The following is a 16,367-nucleotide window of genomic DNA, read 5'->3' on the forward strand; positions in this document are numbered from 1 at the left end:
ATCAGAGCGGGGTGACGTACGCCGCGTGGATGCCGCCGTCGACGAGGAAGCTGCTCGCGGTGATGAACGACGCGTCGTCGCTGGCGAGGAACGCGACGGCCGCCGCGAGCTCCTCGGGCTCGGCGAACCGCCCGACCGGGACGTGGACGAGGCGGCGCGCCGCCCGCTCGGGGTCCTTGGCGAACAGCTCCTGCAGCAGCGGGGTGTTGACCGGGCCCGGGCACAGCGCGTTGACCCGGATGCCCTGCCGGGCGTACTGCACGCCCAGCTCGCGCGACATCGCGAGGACGCCGCCCTTGGACGCGGTGTAGGAGATCTGCGAGGTCGCCGAGCCCATCACCGCGACGAACGACGCGGTGTTGATGATCGACCCGCGCTGCTGCGGCGCCATGTGGCGCAGCGCCGCGCGGCAGCAGAGGTAGACCGAGGTGAGGTTGACCAGCTGGACGCGGTCCCAGGCGTCGAGGTCGGTCGACTCGATGAGGTCGTCCTCGGGAGGCGAGATGCCCGCGTTGTTGAAGGCGATGTCGACCGCGCCGTGCGAGGCGGCGACGGAGTCGAAGAGCGCGTCGACCTGCTCGCGGTCGGAGACGTCGACCGCGACGAAGGTGCCGCCGACCTCCTCGGCTGCCGCGCCGCCGGTCTCGGGGTCGAGGTCCGCGACCACCACGCGCGCGCCCTCCGCGGCAAGCCGCCGCGCGGACGCCAGGCCGATGCCCGAGGCACCGCCGGTGACGACGGCGACGCGGTCGCGCAGCCGCTGGGTGAGGTCGACGGGGGTGGTGCTCATGACGGCTCCTCGGCTGGGTCGATGGCGATGAAGACGTTCTTGGTCTCGGTGAACGACAGCGGTGCTTCCGGGCCGAGCTCGCGGCCGACGCCCGACTGCTTGAACCCGCCGAACGGCGTGGAGTAGCGCACCGAGGAGTGGGAGTTGACCGACAGGTTGCCGGCCTCGACGGCCCGGCTGACCCGGACGGCCCGGGAGACGTCGCGGGTCCAGATCGATCCGGACAGGCCGTAGGCGGAGTCGTTGGCCAGCGCGATCGCGTCGGCCTCGTCCTCGAACGGGAGGACCGCCACCACGGGGCCGAAGATCTCCTCGCGCGCCGTACGGTCCTCCCGCGAGGGCGTCAGCACGGTCGGCGGGAACCAGAAGCCCGGCCCCTCGGGCGCCGTGCCACGGAACGCCACGGGTGCGTCGTCGGGGACGTAGGAGGCGACCTTCTCCCAGTGCGCGCGGGAGACGAGCGGGCCCATCTCGGTCGCGCGGTCGCGCGGGTCGCCCACCCGTACGCCGGCCACCGCCGGCTCGAGCAGCTCCATGAAGCGGTCGAGGACGCTGCGCTGGACGAGGATCCGGCTGCGGGCGCAGCAGTCCTGCCCGGCGTTGTCGAAGACGCCGTACGGCGCGGTCGCCGCAGCCTTCTCGAGGTCGCTGTCCGCGAAGACGATGTTGGCGCTCTTGCCGCCGAGCTCGAGGGTGACCTGCTTGACCTGCGCCGCGGCCCGCGCCATCACCCGCGTGCCCGTCTCGGTCGACCCGGTGAAGACGACCTTGCGCACGTCCGGGTGGTCGACGAGTGCCTCGCCGACCACGGAGCCCTTGCCCGTCACGACCTGCAACAGGCCCTCGGGCAGGCCGGCCTCGAGCGCGAGCTCGGCCAGGCGCAGCGACGTCAGCGGCGTCCACTCGGCCGGCTTGAGGACGACGGCGTTGCCGGCTGCGAGCGCGGGGGCGAACCCCCACGACGCGATCGTCATCGGGAAGTTCCACGGCGTGACCACGCCGACGACCCCGATCGGCTCGGCGAAGGTCAGGTCGAGCCCGCCGGCGACCGGGATCTGCCGGCCGAAGAGGCGCTCCGGCGCGGCGGAGTAGTAGGTGAGCACGTCGCGGACGTGTCCGGCCTCCCACTCGGCCTGGCCGAGCGGGTGACCGGAGTTGCGCACCTCGAGGTCGGCCAGCTCGTCGACGTGGGCGTCCACCGCGGCGGCGAACGAGCGCAGCGCCGCGGCGCGGTCCGCCGGCGCGAGCGCGGCCCACCTCCGCTGGGCGGTCCTCGCCCGGTCGACGGCGTCGTCGACGTCGCCGGCCTCCAGCTCGGGGACGCTCGTCACGACCGACTCGTCGGCCGGGTTGACGATGTCGAACATCGCGGCGGTCACACCATCTCCCTCGATCGCTGGTCCATCTGCTCGCGTGCTGCCTGCACCAGCGACTCCATCAGTCGCAGGTCGTCCAGCGTCTGCTCGGGGTGCCACTGCACGCCCACCGCGAAGCCGGTGCCGTCGAGCTCGACGCCCTCGACGACGCCGTCCTCGGCGTGGGCCGTGGCGCGCAGGCCGTCGGGCAGCTGCTCCACGGCCTGGTGGTGGTAGCAGGACACCTGCACGTCGTCGCCCAGGGCGGCGGCGACGCGGGTGCCCGCGACCGTTCGCACCGTGTGCGAGGCGAACTCGCCGGGGCCGTGCTTGTGCGCTCCGGCTTCGGGCAGGTCGGGCACGTGCTGCACGAGGGTCCCGCCCAACGCGACCGTCAGGACCTGCGCGCCACGGCAGATGCCCAGCAGCGGCACCCCGCGGTCCAGCGCGACCCGGGTGAGGACGATCTCCCACTCGTCGCGGTCGGTGGCCGGCGGGTCGGCGGTCTCGTGCGGGTCGGCGCCGTAGCGCCGGGCGTCGACGTCGCGACCGCCCGCCAGGACGAGCGCGTCGACCCGGTCGAGGACCTCGTGGGCCGGCGTGGTCCCGGTGCCCGGCGGGGGCAGCAGGACCGGCACGCCGCCGGCCCGCGTCACCAGCTCGACGTACTCGTACTGCAGGTAGGCCGCCGGGACGTCCCAGACGCCCTGCCGGGCACGCTCGACGTACGTCGTCACCCCGATCACGGGGCGTCGGGGACCGGCGTCGGGGCGAGTGGTGTCACATCCGCTCAAAGCACCGCACCCGCTCCCAGTCGGTGACCGCGGCGTCGTACGCCCGCTGCTCGACGCGGGCGTTGTTGAGGTAGTGCTCGACCACCTCGTCGCCGAAGGCGGCACGCGCGACGGCGGAGCCCTCGAACAGGTCGGCGGCCTCGCGCAGCGTCGTCGGCAGCCGGTCGACGTCACTGGTGTAGGCGTTGCCCTCGAGCGCGGGCTCCAGCGGCAGCTCGTTCTCGATGCCGTGCAGGCCGGCCGCGATGATCGCGGCGACCGCGAGGTAGGGGTTCACGTCGCCGCCCGGCACCCGGTTCTCCAGGCGCATGCCGAGGCCGTGGCCGACGACCCGCAGGGCACAGGTGCGGTTGTCCATGCCCCACGCGACGGCGGTCGGGGCGAAGCTCCCCTCGACGAAGCGCTTGTAGGAGTTGATGTTGGGCGCGAGGAAGAGCGTCAGCTCCCGCATGCACGCGAGCTGGCCGGCGACCCAGTGCTCGAAGAGCTGCGACATCCCGTGCGGCCGCGACTCGTCGGCCATGACCGCCGAGCCGTCCTCGCCGCGCACCGAGAGGTGCACGTGGCAGCTGTTGCCCTCGCGCTCGTCGTACTTCGCCATGAAGGTCAGGCTCTTGCCGTGCAGGTCGGCGATCTCCTTGGCGCCGTTCTTGTAGATCGTGTGGTTGTCGCAGGTGACCAGGCCGTGGTCGTAGCGGAAGGCGATCTCCTGCTGGCCGAGGTTGCACTCGCCCTTGGAGCCCTCGCAGTACATCCCCGCACCCTCCATGCCGCGGCGGATGTCGCGCAGCAGCGGCTCCATCCGGGTCGAGCCGAGCATGGCGTAGTCGATGTTGTAGTCGCTGCCGGGGCGCAGGCCGGAGTACCGACGGGCGAAGGCGTCGCGGAAGGTGTCGTCGAAGACCATGAACTCCAGCTCCGTGCCGGCGTACGGGACGAGCGAGCGCTCGGCCAGCCGGTCGACCTGCCGCTGCAGGATGCTGCGTGGCGCGGCCGCGACGGGTGAGCCGTCGAACCACTCGAGGTCGGCCATCACCAGTGCGCCGCCGGGCAGCCAGGGCGTGAGGCGCAGGGTCGAGAGGTCGGGGCGCATCACCATGTCGCCGTAGCCGCGCTCCCAGCCCGACATGGCGTAGCCGGCGACGGTGTTCATCTCCACGTCGACGGCCAGCAGGTAGTTGCAGCACTCGGCACCGTGGGGCTCGACCTCCTCCATGAAGAGGCGCGAGGAGACCCGCTTGCCGACCAGCCTGCCCTGCATGTCGGCGAAGCCGACGACGACGGTGTCCACCTCGCCGGCGTCGACCAGGGCGGCCAGCTCGTCGAGGGACAGGAGGCCTGAGGTGTGCCGATCACGTGCCATGGGACCTCCTGGGACGGGGCTGCGACAGGGGTGGGAGGGGCTGCTGTGTGCGACCAGTTATCCGCTCATTGCCAAGAGCAGTCAACCATTGCGCTCCCAGACGTCGAAGTCGTACGTGGTCGTGCCAGCAGAATCTGCGGTCCAAAGGTATAGCGGCCCTGCCATTGGCGGGTCTAGCATCCGGCCAGAGCCGTCATGCGACCCAGTCCCTCGAGGAGCGTCCGACATGAGCAAAGAGAGCCTCAACGTCTCCGGTGTGAGCTACCACCACGCCGAGGAGGGCTACTTCGACAGGCGCCAGCTCCATCGGTCCGCCGGGTTCTGGGGCCTGTGGGGCATCGGTGTCGCCGCGGTCATCTCCGGTGACTTCTCCGGCTGGAACTTCGGCATCGGCGAGGCCGGGTGGGGCGGCCTGGCCATCGCCAGCATCGTCATCGTGGTCATGTACTTCGGGATGCTGTTCTCCATCGGCGAGATGTCGGCCGCGATGCCGCACACGGGCGGGGCCTACTCGTTCGCCCGTTCGGCGATGGGTCCGTGGGGCGGGTTCGTGACCGGGCTCGCCGAGACGATCGAGTACGTCTTCACCACCGGCGTGATCGTGCTGTTCTCCGCGCTCTACCTCGACTCGATCACCGACGAGCTCTTCGGCCTCAGCGTCGGTGACGACCAGTGGATCTGGTGGATCGTGCTGTACGCCGTCTTCGTCGGGCTGAACTCGGCGGGCGCCGAGATCTCGTTCAAGTTCGCCATCGTCGTCGCGATCATCTCGATCGGCGTCCTGGTCCTGTTCGCCGTGCTGGCGATCGCCAACGGCGCGGTCGACTTCGGCCGCCTCCTGGACATCGAGCCCGAGCCCGGCAACAGCGAGTTCCTCCCGTTCGGCTGGCTCGGCGTGCTCTACGCGCTGCCGTTCGCCATGTGGTTCTTCCTCGGCATCGAGGAGCTGCCGCTGGCCGCGGAGGAGGCACACTCGCCGCAGACCGACATCCCGCGCGCCGGCATCATCGGCCTGACCACGCTGTGCGCGACGGGCACGCTGGTCTTCGTCCTCAACCCGGCCGTCGTCGGCTCCGAGGCACTCGGCTCGTCGGGCGAGCCGCTGCTCGACGGCTTCCGGGCCTTCCTGTCCGACGACCTCGCCGCGCTGCTGTCGCTCTTCGCACTGATCGGACTGCTCGCCAGCCTGCAGGGGATCATGTTCGCCTACGGCCGCAACATGTACTCGCTCAGCAGGGCCGGCTACTACCCGAAGTTCCTCTCGATCACCGGCGCCCGCCGCACCCCGTGGGTGTCCCTGGTGGCCGGCGCCGCGTTCGGCTTCGTGGTGCTGCTGATCGTCGACATCCTGTCCCGCCGCGGTGGCGAGGCCGGCGAGCAGGCGACCGCCATCGTGCTCAACATCGCCGTGTGGGGTGCGGTCCTGGCCTACGTCCTGCAGATGGTGTCGTACGTGCTGCTGCGCCAGAAGTTCCCCAACGCCAAGCGCCCCTACGTCAGCCCGGTCGGTGTCCCCGGCGCCGTGGTCGCCGGCGTCATCGCGGGCGTCACCTTCATCGGCGTCTTCATCAACCCCGACTTCCGCCCGGCCATCGTGGCCATCGCGGTGGTCTACGCGATCGGCCTGGCGCTCTTCGGGGCCGTGGGCCGGCACCGGCTGATCCTCTCGCCGGAGGAGGAGTACGCCGTGAGCCACGGCATGCACGGCGACCCCGAGGCGGAGGGCTACGGCGGCGCGGTCGAGGACGAGCTGCTGGCCGAGGAGGACCGCGGGTAGGTCGGGCCCGCCACCGCGGGTCGACGGATAGGGTCGTGCCCGTGATCGCGTCCCACCAGCACCGCTTCGTCTTCCTCAAGACCCGCAAGACCGCGGGCACGAGCGTGGAGATCGCGCTGTCGAAGGTGTGCGGTCCCGACGACGTCATCACCGAGATCAGCCCGGAGGACGAGAAGCTGCGCCAGGCCGCCGGAGGCCGTGCGCCGCAGAACTTCCAGTCGCCGCCGCAGCCGCGCAAGGCCTACAACCACATGGGGGCCAAGGCCACCCGCGACCTGCTGGGCGCCGAGGTCTTCGACTCCTACTTCACCTTCGCGATCGAGCGGAACCCGTGGGACGCGGTGGTCTCGCTCTACTTCTGGAAGTACAAGGACCGCGACGAGCTGCCCGACTTCGAGACCTACGTCCAGGAGATCTGGATCGAGCAGCTCGCCAACAACCGCAGGCTCTACCGGATCCGCGGCAAGATGGTGCTCGACCGGGTGCTGCGCTACGAGAACCTCGACGCCGAGCTCCAGGAGGTCTGGGACCACCTCCGTCTGCCCGGCGAGCCCGACCTGCCCCGCGCCAAGGGCAACGCCCGCCCGGCCGGTCACTACCGCGAGCTCTACACGCCCACCTCGAAGGACCGCGTGGCGACCGTCTTCGCCGACACCATCGAGGCCTTCGGCTACGAGTTCTGAGGCTGCCGGTCGGGCACCTCGAGCAGGCGCTCGCACTCGGCGACGAGCCGCGCCCGCAGCGGGGCACCGCGCTCGGCGAACCCGCGCTGCGCCTCGACGTACGCCGCCTTGCCCTCTGGCGTCTCGATCCGGACGGGATCGAACCCGAGGTCGGTGAGATCGTACGGGGCCGCGCGCATGTCGAGCACCCGGATGTCCCGGGCGAGCTCGAAGCAGTCGGCGACCAGGTCGCTGGAGACCATCGGGGAGAGCCGGAAGGCGTGCTTGTAGAGGTCCATCCCGGCGTGCAGGCAGCCGGGCTGCTCGAAGTCGGCGCGGTCGTCCCGCCCGGGCTGGAGGGTGTTGAGCGGGCGGGCGGTCGGGGTGAAGAACCGGAACGCGTCGAAGTGCGAGCACCCGATCCGGTGCGACTCGACGACCTCGTCCGTGCCCTCCTGGCCCAGCCGCAGCGGCCAGTCGTGGCGGGTCCCGTGCTCGGCCGAGCGGTGCACCATCGCCCACTCGTGCAGGCCGAAGCAGCCGAACTGCGGCGTACGCCTCGCGGTCGCTGACAGCAGCGTGTGCAGCTGGGTGAGCAGCGGGCGCTGCGAGACGACGTACGCCTCGGTGACCGTGACTGCCCCCGCTGGTTGAGCAGCGAGCGAAGCGAGCGTGTCGAAACCGAGGGGGGCGTAGCCCTTGAGCCCGGCGTACGCCTGCGCGTCGGCCAGCGCCACGCCGTACCCCGGGTGCCACCGGCGCAGCTGGGCGGGTCGGTGGGAGTAGTAGGTGAAGAGGAAGTCGTGCACCGGGTGCCTGACCTTCTCGGCGCGGCGCGCGAGGTGCGGCTCGACGAAGGCGTCGACGCGGGTGGCGTGGGCCTCGGCCCGCGCCCGCCACTCGGGTCCGGACATCACGTGCACGCGGCAACGGTACGGCGCCCGAGCGGTCCGGACCGCTTCGACGAACCCTCGACCGGGGCACGTCCGCGGAGGACACTGCCCGCATGGACCGCACCTCGGGCCTCGACCGCGCCCACGAGCACGCCGTCGGGTGGCTGGGCTCGCTCGCCGACCGGAAGGTGCCGCCGCGCCTCACCGCCGACGAGATGCTGGCTCGCCTCGACCGGCACCTCCAGGACGGCCCGACCGACCCCGCAGCCGTCGTCGACGAGCTCGCCGCGGCCTGCGAGCCAGGCCTGACCGCGATGCCCGGCGGCCGCTTCTTCGGGTTCGTCATCGGCGGTGCGCACCCGGCGGCGCTGGCCGTCGACTGGCTGGTCAGCGCGTGGGACCAGAACGCCGCGCTGCGGATGCCGACCCCCGCCCACTCGGCCGTCGAGGACGTGGCCGAGGCGTGGGTGGTCGACCTGCTCGGCCTGCCGACCGGCAGCGCCGTCGGCTTCGTGACAGGCGGGACGATGGCCAACTTCACCTGCCTGGCCGCGGGCCGTGACGAGGTGCTGCGGCGCGCCGGGTGGGACGTGGCCGAGCGCGGGCTCGTCGGGTCCCCGGGCGTACGCGTGCTCGTGGGCGCCGAGCGGCACGACACGATCGACCTGAGCCTGCGCTACCTCGGCCTCGGCGCCCCCGAGCCGGTCGCGGTGGACGACCAGGGGCGGGTCCAGGCGGCCTCGCTCGCGGCGGCCCTGGACGCCGGGGACGGTCGACCCACGATCGTGTGCCTGCAGGCCGGCAACGTGCACTCCGGGGCGTTCGACCCGTTCGACGAGGCGGTGACCGCGGCCCACGACGCCGGCGCCTGGGTGCACGTCGACGGGGCGTTCGGCCTGTTCGCCGGGGCGTCCCCGCGCCACCGGCACCTCGTGGCGGGTGCGGAGCGGGCCGACTCGTGGGCCACCGACGCCCACAAGACGCTCAACGTGCCGTACGACTGCGGGCTCGCGATCGTGCGCGACCGGGCGGCGCTGCGCGCGGCGATGGGCATGCACGGCGACTACCTGATCCACGACGCGGCGGGGGAGCCGTTCGACAAGGTGCCCGAGATCAGCCGGCGTGGCCGGGCGTTCCCGGTCTGGGCGGTGCTGCGCGCGCTGGGTCGCGACGGGGTCGTCGACCTCGTGGACGGCTTCTGCGACCACGCCGCCGCCTTCGCCGAGGGCATCGCCGCCATCGACGGGGCGGAGGTGCTCAACGACGTCGTCTTCACGCAGGTGTGCGCGTCCTTCGGTGACGACGCCCGCACCCGCGGCGTGGTCGAGGCGATGCTCGCCGAGGGCACCGCGTGGATGACGGGCTCGCGCTGGCACGACCGGGCGGTCCTCCGGGTGAGCGTGAGCAACTGGTCGACCACCGTCGACGACGTCGCCCACAGCATCGCGGCCCTGCACCGGGCGGCCGGCAGGTAGGCGCGCTGGATAGGGTCGGCGCATGCGCATCTGTCGGTTCAGCACGGGCGAGGAGCCCCGCTTCGGCGTCGTCACCGGTGAGGTCGACGAGTTCGGCCAGCCCGCCGAGGACTCCGTCGTCGTGGCCCTCGCAGGCGACCCCCTCTACGTCGGGGTCAAGGTGCTCGAGGAGCAGTACCCGCTCGGCGACGTACGCCTCCTCGCGCCGATCATCCCGCGCAGCAAGGTCGTCGGCATCGGCCGCAACTACGCCGCGCACGCCGCCGAGATGGGCAACGACCTGCCGGCCGAGCCGCTGATGTTCCTCAAGCCCAACACCACCGTCGTCGGTCCCGGCGACCCGATCTTCTACCCGCCGCAGACCAGCAACCTGCACTACGAGGGCGAGCTCGCGGTCGTCATCGGGCGGATCTGCCGGGACGTGCCGGCCGAGCAGGCGACCGACGTCATCTTCGGCTACACGATCGCCAACGACGTCACGGCGCGCGACCTCCAGCGGTCCGACGTGCAGTTCACCCGGGCCAAGGGGTTCGACTCGTTCTGCCCCCTCGGGCCGTGGATCGAGACCGACCTGGACCCGCAGGCGTTCATCGACGGTCGCCAGGTCCAGACCTTCCTCAACGGCGACGTCGTCCAGGACGGGTCCACCGCCGACATGATCTTCGACGTGCCGACCCTGGTCGCCCACGTCTCCTCCGTGATGACGCTGCTGCCCGGCGACGTCATCCTCACCGGCACCCCCGAGGGTGTCGGTCCGATGCAGGTCGGCGACGAGGTCGAGATCTCGGTCGCCGGCATCGGCTCACTGACCAACCCCGTCGCCCAGCGCAGCTGACCTAGAGAGTTCCGACCATCGCCATGAGCACCCCCGTACGCGTCCGCTTCTGCCCCTCGCCGACCGGCTCGCCGCACGTCGGCCTGGTCCGCACGGCCCTGTTCAACTGGGCGTTCGCACGCCACCACGGCGGGCAGATCGTCTTCCGCATGGAGGACACGGACCGGGAGCGCAGCACCCAGGAGTCCTACGACGCGATCCTCGAGCTGTGGCGCTGGCTCGGTCTCGACTGGGACGAGGGCATCGAGGTGGGCGGCCCCCACGGCCCCTACAAGCAGAGCGAGCGCGGCGAGATCTACCGCGACGTCCTCGCCCGCCTGCGCGAGTCGTCCCACACCTACGACTGCTACTGCCGCAACGAGGAGGTCGACGCCCGCCGCAAGGCCTCGGGCTCCAAGATGCAGGGCTACGACGGCTTCTGCCGCGACCTGTCCGACGAGCAGCGGGCGGCATTCGAGGCCGACGGCCGGGCGCCCATCGTGCGCTTCCGGATGCCGGACGGCTCGATCACCTGGACCGACCTGGTCCGTGGCGACATCACCTTCGAGACCGAGAACGTCCCCGACTACGCCCTCTCGCGCGCCAACGGCGACCCGCTCTACACGCTGGTCAACCCCGTCGACGACGCGCTCATGGAGGTCACCCACGTCCTGCGCGGCGAGGACCTGCTCTCCAGCACCCCGCGCCAGCTCGCGCTCTTCGAGGCGCTCGTCGCCCTGGGCATCGCGCAGGAGGTGCCCTCCTACGGACACCTGCCCTACGTGATGGGCCAGGGCAACAAGAAGCTCTCCAAGCGCGATCCGGAGGCCCACGCGCTGGCCTACCGCGAGCAGGGGTTCCTGCCCGAGGGCCTGCTCAACTACCTCGCGCTTCTCGGCTGGTCCATCGCCGCGGACCGCGACGTGTTCTCGGTGGCGGAGATGGTCGAGGCGTTCGACATCAAGGACGTCAACCCCAACCCGGCGCGCTTCGACCTCAAGAAGGCCGAGGCCATCAACACCTCGCAGATGCGCCTGCTGCCGCTCGACGACATCACCCACCGCGTGCTGCCGTTCCTCAAGGAGGCGGGGGTCGTCAGCGACCCGGTCAACGACGCCGACGCGCAGATGCTCGAGCTCGCGATGCCGCTGGTGGCCGAGCGGATCAACAAGCTCACCGAGGCGGCTCCGATGCTCGCCTTCCTCTTCGTCGACGAGGCCGACTTCGAGCGCGACCCCGACGACGTCGCCAAGGTGCTCGACGAGACCGGACGCGGCGTCGTCCAGGCGTCGTACGACGCCCTCTCGGGGCTCCGTGAGTGGTCGACCGCCGCGATCGAGGAGGCGCTGCGCGTGGCGCTGATCGAGGGCATGGAGCTCAAGCCCCGGGTGGCGTTCGGCCCCGTACGCGTGGCCGTCACCGGACGGCGCGTGAGCCCGCCGCTGTTCGAGTCGATGGAGCTGCTGGGCCGCGAGCGCAGTCTCGCGCGCCTCCAGTCGGCCCTGGCCTGACCCGCCCATGGCCAGAGCACTGCCGCCCGACTACCAGCCGCAGTACCACGAGCTGCACCGCGTCGGTCGCCCCGGCGAGTGGCGCTCCATCGTGGGCGCGCTGCTCCTGCTCGTCCTGGTCTTCGGCGTCGTCCCGCTCGTCGCCGGCGGCGTCGCGTTCGCCGTCCTCCTGCTGACCGGCAGCAGCATGGAGGAGGCGGGTCGCGTCCTGGACATCACCGCCGAGGCGACGCCGGCCGGGCTGGCCCTGCTCAACGCGATCATCGCCGCCGCGATCCCGCTGACCTTCCTGGTCACGTGGTGGCTCCACCGGCTCAAGCCGCGGTGGGTCTCCTCGGTCGCCCCCAGGCTGCGCTGGGGCTACCTCCTCGTCTGCGTGGGGCTGTCGGTGGTGGCGCTCCTCGCGTCCCTGGGGGTCGGCCTGCTGCTGCCACTGCAGGCCGGTGACGCACCGGTCGGTGAGGTCAACGACTTCACGACGCAGACCCGTGACTTCATCATCGTGATCCTGCTGCTCACGCCGCTCCAGGCGGCCGGTGAGGAGTACCTCTTCCGCGGCTACCTGACCCAGGCGTGCGGCTCCCTGGTGTGGGGCCGACGGGCCTCGCAGGCACTGGCGGTGCTGGTCCCGGCGCTGGTCTTCGCGCTGTTCCACGGCCTCTCCCAGGACTGGCCGGTGTTCTTCGACCGGTTCGCCTTCGGCGTGGTCGCCGGCATCCTCGTCATCCGTACGGGCGGGCTGGAGGCACCCATCGCGATGCACGTGCTCAACAACTTCCTCGCCTTCGGTCTCGCGCTGGCCTTCGGTGACCTGACGTCGGCGCTCAATGCCGAAGGCGGCGGCAGCTGGTGGACGATCCTGTCCACGCTCACGCAGTCGCTGGTCTACCTCGGGCTCGCCACGTGGGTCGCGCGGGCGATGGGGCTCGTCAACGTCGGGCCGCCGGTCGGGGGACCGGCGCTCCCGCCGCCGTCGGGGGACCCCGTTTTGGCCGTGCCGCCACCGCGCGTGTAACGTTCGGGGTCGTTCCGCAGTGGTCACCACTGCCGGACGTCGTGGGTGGTCGGAGACGATCCGATACCCCCATGGGGTATGGTGTAATTGGCAACACGGCTGATTCTGGTTCAGTTGTTCTAGGTTCGAGTCCTAGTACCCCAGCAAGATCCCGGCCCCCGGGCCAGGATTTGGAGCGACAACTCCGGCACCGCTAGAGTTCAGCTCCGTTGCTCCTCGGAGCAGCACTGCAAGCCCCCGTTGTGTAGCGGCCTAGCACGTCGCCCTCTCAAGGCGGTAGCGCCGGTTCGAATCCGGTCGGGGGTACAGCACACGAAGGGCCCGGTCACCAGACCGGGTCCTTCGTCGTCGTGCAGCACCTGCGATCAGTGCGGAGGCTTCACCGCCAGCACGGCGCAGTCCGCGCCGAGCAGGATCCGCTGGGCCACGCTGCCCATCAGCAGCTTGCCGACGGGGGAGCGACGGCGCAGGCCGATCACGACCAGGTCGGCCGAGACGTCGGCCGCGACCTGGAGCACCTGGTCCCCGACGTCGGAGCCCATCGAGCGGCGTACGTCCACCTCGAGTCCGCTGTCGGCCAGACCGGCCGTCAGCCGGGCGAGCTGCTCGTCGTCGGCGTACCGGTCGTCGACGAGGGCGTCGCCGCGGGTGGCGTTGACGACCACCACGCGCCCCGACCGCAGCCGGGCCTCCTCGACGGCCCGGGCCAGGGCCGCCTCGCCGTACAGGTCGGGGGACCAGCCCACCACGATCGTCGTCGGGCTCATCGCACCTTCTCCTCTTCCACGGCGGGGATGTCGAGGTCCTCGGCCACAGCGGCCGGGGCCGGTCGTACGCGGCGCAGCACCAGGGGAGCGATGACGGCGAGCGCGACGACCACGTAGATCACGACCGCGAGGGGCTCGCTCCAGAGCCCGGCGACCTCGCCGCCCGAGATGGCCATCGCCTCACGGAGCCGGAACTCCATCAGCGGGCCGAGGATGACGCCCAGGATCAGCGGCAGCACCGGCAGGCCGAAGCGCCGCATCGCCAGGCCCAGCAGGCCGAGCAGCACCAGCAGGAACAGGTCGAAGGCCTGCAGGTTGGCGGCGTACGCCCCGAGCGCGGCGAAGAACAGGATGCCGGCATAGAGCTGGGGGCGGGGGATCCGCAGCAGCTTGGCCCACACGGGCGCGAGCGGCAGGTTGAGCACGAGCAGCAGCGCGTTGCCGATCAGCAGGCTGGCGAGGAGCGCCCACACGAGCTCGGGCTGGTCGGTCATCAGGCCTGGACCGGGCTCGATGCCGTAGCCCTGGAGGGCGGCCAGCATCACGGCCGAGGTCGCGGTGACCGGTAGGCCGAGCGCCAGCAGCGGGACGAAGGTGCCTGCGGCCGAGGCGTTGTTGGCGGCCTCCGGCCCGGCGACGCCCTCGATGGCGCCCTTGCCGAACTCGTCCACGCCCTTGCGCTTCGCGATCCGCTTCTCGGTCAGGTACGACAGGAAGGTCGGGATCTCGGCGCCGCCCGCGGGCAACGCGCCGAACGGGAAGCCGTACGCCGTGCCGCGCAGCCACGGGCCCCAGGAGCGTCGCAGGTCCGCGCGGTCCATCCAGGGACGACCGACGGGGATCACGTGCAGGGGGCTGCGGCGCAGGTGCGCGGCCACCCAGAGGGCCTCGCCGAGGGCGAAGATGCCGACCGCGACGACGACCACGTCGATCCGGTCCGCGAGCAGCGGCTGGTCGAAGCTGAGCCGTGGCTGACCGGTGTTGAGGTCGAGCCCGACCAGCCCGATGGTGAGGCCGAGGAACAGGGCGATGAAGCCGCGGAGCGGGGATCCGCCGAGCACGCTGGTCACCATGATCATGGCGAGCACCATCAGCGCGAAGTAGGACGGTGCGCCGATCTCGACCGCCACCGATGCCAGCGCCGGGGCGAAGAACACCACCAGGAGGGTGCCGATGGTGCCGGCGATGAAGGAGCCGATCGCGGCGGTCGCCAGCGCTTGGGACGCCCGCCCGGCCCGGGCCATCAGGTTGCCCTCGAGCGCGGTCATCACCGAGGCGGACTCGCCCGGCGTGTTGAGCAGGATCGACGTCGTCGAACCGCCGTACATGCCGCCGTAGTAGATGCCGGCGAACATGATGAAGGCGCCGATCGGGTCGAGGCCGTAGGTGACCGGCAGCAGCAGGGCCACGGCCATGGCGGGACCGATGCCGGGCAGCACGCCGACGAAGGTGCCCAGGAGCACGCCGATGCAGGCGAAGAGCAGGTTCTGCGGGGTGAGGACGGCTCCGAAGCCGTCCATGAGCAGGGAGAGGTTGTCCATCACAGCACCCCGTCCAGGATCCCTGCGGGCAGGATGACGCCCAGTCCCTCGTGGAAGGCGTACCAGCTGCTCACCGACAGCACGAAGCCGACGATGACGTCGCGGACCAGCGTGCGGCTGCCGAGCGACCAGGCCGATCCGACGAACAGGATCGCGCCGCTGACGGCCCAGCCCAGGAACGAGATGGTCAGGACGGTGACCATGAGGACGCCGACGAGCTTGGCGACCGTGAGCCAGTCGGCCGGCTGGCGCAGGTCCACGTCCTCGCCGCCCTCGGCCTCGGGGACGTCGCCCCGCATCGTCGCGACGGCCAGCAGCGCGCCGAGCAGCACGGTCACCGCGCCGATGACGTAGGGGAACACGCGGGGGCCGACGGGGTCGCCGAAGCCGATCCGCAAGGTGGTCGCGTCGTAGAAGGTGTAGGCGCCGACGACGACCAGCACGGCCGCCAGGCCGAGCTGCGCCATGTCGCGCTGGGGTTCGGCCGCCGCGGCGGCCGGGGTGCCCGGGGTGTCCGGGTGGGTGTCGAGTGGTGTGCTCACAGCAGCTCCAGGTCCTCGAGGGTGGTGGCGACGCGCTCGTCCTGCTCCCGGAGGAACTGGGCGAAGTCGTCGCCGGTCTTGAACTCGTCGATCCAGCCGTTGTCCTCGAGGGCCTGCTGCCACTCGGGGGTGTCGTGCATCTCCTCGAGCATCGCGATCAGCTCGTCGCGGCGCTCCTCGCTGATGCCGGGAGGCGCGAAGACGCCGCGCCAGTTGGTGAAGACCAGGTCGATCCCGGCCTCCGTGAGGGTGGGGGCGTCGCTGATGCCCTCGCCCTTGAGGCGCTCCTCACCGGAGACGGCCAGGAGCCGCAGCTCGCCGGAGGAGAGCTGGCCCTCGAACTCGCCGACACCGGAGAAGCCGACGTCGATCTTGTCGCCCAGCAGCGCGCTGGTCAGCGGCCCACCTCCGTCGTACGGGACGTAGCGGAGCTCTCGCGGGTCGACGTCCACCGCGCTCGCGAGCTGCATCGGGAAGAGGTGGTCGGGGCCGCCCGGGGACGAGCCGCCGCCCACGACGACCGAGTCGGGGTCCTCCTGCCAGGCCTCCACCAGGTCGTCGATGGTCTGGAAGGGGGAGTCCGCCGGGACGAGGACGCCCTCCTGGTCCTCGATCAGCTGGGCGAGCGGGGTCGCGTCGTCCAGCGCGTAGGGCGCGCCGAACGAGTAGAGCGACCCGACCACGCCGAGCCCGGCGGTCATCAGGGTGCGCTCGTCGCCCTTGGCGTTCATCAGCCGCGTCATCGCGACCGACCCACCGGCGCCGATCACGTTGGTGACCTCGAAGGAGCCACCCGTGATGTCGCCGTTCTCCATCACCGCCACGGCCGCGCGGCCGGTCTGGTCGTAGCCGCCGCCGGGGCTGTTGGGGATGAGCATCGTCAGGTCCCGGCTCTCGTCGCCGCGAGTCACCCCGCAGCCGGTGGCCAGCACCAGCGCGCTGCCGAGCGCCACCGCAGTGGCGATGGCTCGCGTCGTCCTTCGGTGCCTCATGTGCACTCCTCTCGGGTTCGTGGGGGCGGCACGCAGGTCCGCCCACGACGATGGTGGAGACTGCATGTGGTGCTCG

Annotated in this window: 15 protein-coding genes and 2 tRNA genes; 8 read left to right on the plus strand and 9 right to left on the minus strand. The window is 71.4% G+C overall.

What is annotated here, in order from left to right; genetic code table 11:
• Position 1: 1 nt before the first annotated feature.
• The 4 genes from IEZ24_RS14385 to IEZ24_RS14400 are packed head-to-tail and all read right to left on the minus strand — an operon-like array spanning position 2 to position 4,302.
• Positions 2–790, minus strand: coding sequence for a 3-oxoacyl-ACP reductase (locus IEZ24_RS14385; RefSeq protein ID WP_129454670.1), 789 nt, complete (start codon positions 788–790; stop codon positions 2–4).
• Positions 787–2,169, minus strand: a complete 1,383-nt coding sequence (locus tag IEZ24_RS14390; protein ID WP_242498437.1) for an aldehyde dehydrogenase family protein — start codon at positions 2,167–2,169, stop codon at positions 787–789. Before IEZ24_RS14390 ends, IEZ24_RS14385 begins: the two co-directional genes overlap by 4 nt.
• Positions 2,166–2,882, minus strand: coding sequence for a gamma-glutamyl-gamma-aminobutyrate hydrolase family protein (locus tag IEZ24_RS14395; RefSeq protein ID WP_242498438.1), 717 nt, complete (start codon positions 2,880–2,882; stop codon positions 2,166–2,168). The genes IEZ24_RS14390 and IEZ24_RS14395 overlap by 4 nt, the downstream gene beginning before the upstream one ends.
• Before the next feature lie 43 nt (positions 2,883–2,925).
• The gene (locus IEZ24_RS14400; RefSeq protein WP_129454672.1) at positions 2,926–4,302 is read right to left on the minus strand and encodes a glutamine synthetase family protein; all 1,377 of its coding nucleotides are present in this window, start codon (positions 4,300–4,302) and stop codon (positions 2,926–2,928) included.
• A gap of 226 nt (positions 4,303–4,528) precedes the next feature.
• Between IEZ24_RS14400 and IEZ24_RS14405 the strand changes: the two genes are divergently transcribed.
• Both IEZ24_RS14405 and IEZ24_RS14410 read left to right on the plus strand, forming a co-directional pair.
• Positions 4,529–6,079, plus strand: coding sequence for an amino acid permease (locus IEZ24_RS14405; RefSeq protein ID WP_129454674.1), 1,551 nt, complete (start codon positions 4,529–4,531; stop codon positions 6,077–6,079).
• A 41-nt stretch (positions 6,080–6,120) separates the two neighbouring features.
• On the plus strand, positions 6,121–6,762 hold the full coding sequence (locus tag IEZ24_RS14410; protein WP_129454675.1) for a sulfotransferase family 2 domain-containing protein: 642 nt from the start codon (positions 6,121–6,123) through the stop codon (positions 6,760–6,762).
• Here IEZ24_RS14410 and IEZ24_RS14415 read toward each other — a convergent pair.
• Positions 6,750–7,655 (minus strand): 3-methyladenine DNA glycosylase, encoded by a 906-nt coding sequence (locus tag IEZ24_RS14415; protein WP_129454823.1) that lies wholly within the window; start codon positions 7,653–7,655, stop codon positions 6,750–6,752. The genes IEZ24_RS14410 and IEZ24_RS14415 overlap by 13 nt on opposite strands.
• 92 nt (positions 7,656–7,747) lie before the next feature.
• Between IEZ24_RS14415 and IEZ24_RS14420 the strand changes: the two genes are divergently transcribed.
• The 6 genes from IEZ24_RS14420 to IEZ24_RS14445 all read left to right on the plus strand — a co-directional run bounded on the left by IEZ24_RS14420 (position 7,748) and on the right by IEZ24_RS14445 (position 12,755).
• On the plus strand, positions 7,748–9,109 hold the full coding sequence (locus tag IEZ24_RS14420; protein ID WP_129454677.1) for a pyridoxal phosphate-dependent decarboxylase family protein: 1,362 nt from the start codon (positions 7,748–7,750) through the stop codon (positions 9,107–9,109).
• A gap of 22 nt (positions 9,110–9,131) precedes the next feature.
• On the plus strand, positions 9,132–9,944 hold the full coding sequence (locus tag IEZ24_RS14425; RefSeq protein WP_129454679.1) for a fumarylacetoacetate hydrolase family protein: 813 nt from the start codon (positions 9,132–9,134) through the stop codon (positions 9,942–9,944).
• Between the two features lie 23 nt (positions 9,945–9,967).
• Positions 9,968–11,434, plus strand: a complete 1,467-nt coding sequence (gltX, locus tag IEZ24_RS14430) for a glutamate--tRNA ligase (protein ID WP_129454681.1) — start codon at positions 9,968–9,970, stop codon at positions 11,432–11,434.
• 7 nt (positions 11,435–11,441) lie between these two features.
• Positions 11,442–12,449 (plus strand): CPBP family intramembrane glutamic endopeptidase, encoded by a 1,008-nt coding sequence (locus IEZ24_RS14435; protein ID WP_129454683.1) that lies wholly within the window; start codon positions 11,442–11,444, stop codon positions 12,447–12,449.
• A gap of 72 nt (positions 12,450–12,521) precedes the next feature.
• Positions 12,522–12,593: transfer RNA gene (locus IEZ24_RS14440), tRNA-Gln, on the plus strand.
• A gap of 89 nt (positions 12,594–12,682) precedes the next feature.
• Positions 12,683–12,755, plus strand: a tRNA-Glu gene (locus IEZ24_RS14445).
• A 59-nt stretch (positions 12,756–12,814) separates the two neighbouring features.
• Here the strand turns inward: IEZ24_RS14445 and IEZ24_RS14450 are convergent.
• The 4 genes from IEZ24_RS14450 to IEZ24_RS14465 are packed head-to-tail and all read right to left on the minus strand — an operon-like array spanning position 12,815 to position 16,291.
• Complete coding sequence (locus IEZ24_RS14450; protein ID WP_129454684.1) at positions 12,815–13,216, minus strand: universal stress protein; 402 nt, start codon at positions 13,214–13,216, stop codon at positions 12,815–12,817.
• A complete protein-coding gene (locus tag IEZ24_RS14455) occupies positions 13,213–14,757 on the minus strand; it encodes a tripartite tricarboxylate transporter permease (protein WP_129454685.1) in 1,545 nt (514 codons plus the stop codon). The genes IEZ24_RS14450 and IEZ24_RS14455 overlap by 4 nt, the downstream gene beginning before the upstream one ends.
• Positions 14,757–15,299, minus strand: a complete 543-nt coding sequence (locus IEZ24_RS14460; protein ID WP_242498439.1) for a tripartite tricarboxylate transporter TctB family protein — start codon at positions 15,297–15,299, stop codon at positions 14,757–14,759. Before IEZ24_RS14460 ends, IEZ24_RS14455 begins: the two co-directional genes overlap by 1 nt.
• Entirely contained in the window at positions 15,296–16,291 is a 996-nt protein-coding gene (locus IEZ24_RS14465; RefSeq protein ID WP_129454686.1) for a Bug family tripartite tricarboxylate transporter substrate binding protein, read from the minus strand. Before IEZ24_RS14465 ends, IEZ24_RS14460 begins: the two co-directional genes overlap by 4 nt.
• Positions 16,292–16,367: the final 76 nt, after the last annotated feature.

This window comes from Nocardioides ganghwensis (genome assembly GCF_014779655.1).
GTDB classification, from domain to species: domain Bacteria; phylum Actinomycetota; class Actinomycetes; order Propionibacteriales; family Nocardioidaceae; genus Nocardioides; species Nocardioides ganghwensis.

What these genes read in the sequence shown, in the direction of transcription:
- IEZ24_RS14385 (WP_129454670.1), bottom strand. Translation starts at nt 790, where the DNA reads ATGAGCACCACCCCCGTCGACCTCACCCAGCGGCTGCGCGACCGCGTC.
- IEZ24_RS14400 (WP_129454672.1), bottom strand. Translation starts at nt 4,302, where the DNA reads ATGGCACGTGATCGGCACACCTCAGGCCTCCTGTCCCTCGACGAGCTG.
- IEZ24_RS14405 (WP_129454674.1), top strand. Translation starts at nt 4,529, where the DNA reads ATGAGCAAAGAGAGCCTCAACGTCTCCGGTGTGAGCTACCACCACGCC.
- IEZ24_RS14415 (WP_129454823.1), bottom strand. Translation starts at nt 7,655, where the DNA reads ATGTCCGGACCCGAGTGGCGGGCGCGGGCCGAGGCCCACGCCACCCGC.
- IEZ24_RS14420 (WP_129454677.1), top strand. Translation starts at nt 7,748, where the DNA reads ATGGACCGCACCTCGGGCCTCGACCGCGCCCACGAGCACGCCGTCGGG.
- IEZ24_RS14425 (WP_129454679.1), top strand. Translation starts at nt 9,132, where the DNA reads ATGCGCATCTGTCGGTTCAGCACGGGCGAGGAGCCCCGCTTCGGCGTC.
- gltX (WP_129454681.1), top strand. Translation starts at nt 9,968, where the DNA reads ATGAGCACCCCCGTACGCGTCCGCTTCTGCCCCTCGCCGACCGGCTCG.
- IEZ24_RS14435 (WP_129454683.1), top strand. Translation starts at nt 11,442, where the DNA reads ATGGCCAGAGCACTGCCGCCCGACTACCAGCCGCAGTACCACGAGCTG.
- IEZ24_RS14450 (WP_129454684.1), bottom strand. Translation starts at nt 13,216, where the DNA reads ATGAGCCCGACGACGATCGTGGTGGGCTGGTCCCCCGACCTGTACGGC.
- IEZ24_RS14455 (WP_129454685.1), bottom strand. Translation starts at nt 14,757, where the DNA reads ATGGACAACCTCTCCCTGCTCATGGACGGCTTCGGAGCCGTCCTCACC.
- IEZ24_RS14465 (WP_129454686.1), bottom strand. Translation starts at nt 16,291, where the DNA reads ATGAGGCACCGAAGGACGACGCGAGCCATCGCCACTGCGGTGGCGCTC.